This window comes from Mycobacterium intermedium (assembly GCF_002086275.1).
Classification (GTDB): domain Bacteria; phylum Actinomycetota; class Actinomycetes; order Mycobacteriales; family Mycobacteriaceae; genus Mycobacterium; species Mycobacterium intermedium.
Genome location: NZ_MVHT01000223.1, coordinates 1 through 1,722, shown reverse-complemented (window position 1 = coordinate 1,722; position 1,722 = coordinate 1). Strand labels below are relative to the sequence as shown.

Genomic DNA, 1,722 nt, shown 5'->3' with positions numbered 1-1,722 from the left:
CGCCGGCGGCGCGGGAAGCGTCGGTAAGGCGGGCACCGGCGGCAACGGCGGTAACGGCGGCCACGGCGGGTTGGGCGGCAACGGGACCGACAACAACGACAACAATGGCGGGGCCGGCGGCAACGGCACCAAAGGCGGCAGCGGCGGTCAGGGCGGCGCCGGCGGCGCGGCCAACGGCGGAACCGCGGGCAGCGGCGGCGCCGGGGGCAACGGTGCCAACGGCGGCAAGGGCGGCCGCGGGGCTAATGGCGCCAACGGCGTGGAGGGTAGCTCGGACGGCCCACCCGGCGGCACCGGCGGTACAGGTGGCACCGGCGGCGCCGGTGGTAACGCCGGTGCAGGCGGCGCGAAGGGCAGCGGCGAAGGCGGCAGTGCCGGTAACGCGGGCGTCGCGGGCCACGGCGGTGACGGCGGCGACGGCGGCAGCGGCGGCAACGGCGCCCCGGGCTCGTGGGGCATCACCGGAGACGGCTATATCGGTGGCGCCGGCGGTAACGGCGGGCAAGGCGGTGCCGGGGGCCTTGGCGGCAACGGCGTTGCCGGCGTCGGCGGCGGCAACGGCGGCAAGGGCGGCAACGGGGGCCTCGCCGGCGCCGGAGGTATGGGCGGCACAGCGAGCATCGCGGGCGACGGCGGGCGCGGCGGCAATGGCGGTGTCGGAGGTCTCGGCGGCCACGGCGGCAACGGCGGCTTCGGCGGTGGCAAAGGAGGCGCCGGCGGCGCCGGCGGTAACGGCAACACCGGCGGTACCGGCGGCGAAGGGGGTGTCGTCGGCCGGAATGGGGGGGTCGGCGGTGACGGCGGCGCCGGCGGCGGTGGCGGAAACGGCGGCCAGGGCAACGGCGCAGACGGCGGCGCCGGCGGCGCCGCCGGCAATGGCGGCACGGGAGGCACCGGGGGCCACGCAACAGATGTTGCGGTTTTCTCCTCGGGCTATGACGGCGGTAGGGGCGGCACCGGCGGTGCAGGCGGGACCGGCGGCCTCGGGGGCGGTGTCCTCGGCAAAGGTCTCGGCGGCGACGGCGGTGCCGCCGGCAACGGTGGTACCGGCGGTACCGGAGGTCAGGGCGGCGAAAGTCAACTTCTCAATTCCTATAACGGCAATGGGGGCGCCGGCGGCAATGGCGGGGCGGGCGGCACCGGCGGCAGCGCAACCGCTCCGGGCGGGAAAGCCGCCGACGGCGGCAAAGGCGGTGCCGGCGGCACCGGCGGCAACGGCGACACGGCCTACGACCCCGACTACTGGGGTCAAGGTGGTTTTGGCGGCACCGGCGGCACCGGCGGCACCGGCGGAAAGTCCGCCGACGGGGACTTCGGCTCCTTCGGATCCAACGGCGCCGTTGGCACCGGCCCGACCGGCGGGGGCCGCAACCCGAACGGCGGCAGCGGGGGCAGTGGCGGCATCGGCGGTGCCGGTGCCACTTAGTCCAATTGTCGCTGTGAGAGAAAGGACGGGCCTTCGAGTGGAAGCGTCGACTTATGCGTGCGGCCGAGCGCGGTGGGCGTCTTTTTCGGTTGTCTCGGGGGGCTTTTCGGGTTGCTCTAAGGAACGGCGAGGTCGCTGATGACTTTTCTGCTGGTTTCACCGGAGCTGGTGGCGGCTGCGGCTTCGGACGTGGCGGGTATCGGTTTGTCGGTCTCTGCGGCGAATGCGGTTGCGGCGCGATCCACGACGGGGTTGGTCAGCGCGGCTGCCGATGAGGTGTCGCGGGCGGTGGCGGT

The 1,722-nt window shown here is 74.9% G+C and carries 1 protein-coding gene and 1 pseudogene; both read left to right on the top strand.

All coding sequences use genetic code 11. The features are described 5' to 3' along the window. Positions 1 to 1,426 (top strand): annotated as a pseudogene (locus BST27_RS33350) (PE family protein); the annotation flags it as partial. Positions 1,427 to 1,564: 138 nt separating this feature from the next. Continuing rightward, a partial coding sequence (locus tag BST27_RS30290) for a PE family protein (RefSeq protein WP_139805488.1) occupies positions 1,565 to 1,722 on the top strand: 158 nt, incomplete at its 3' end.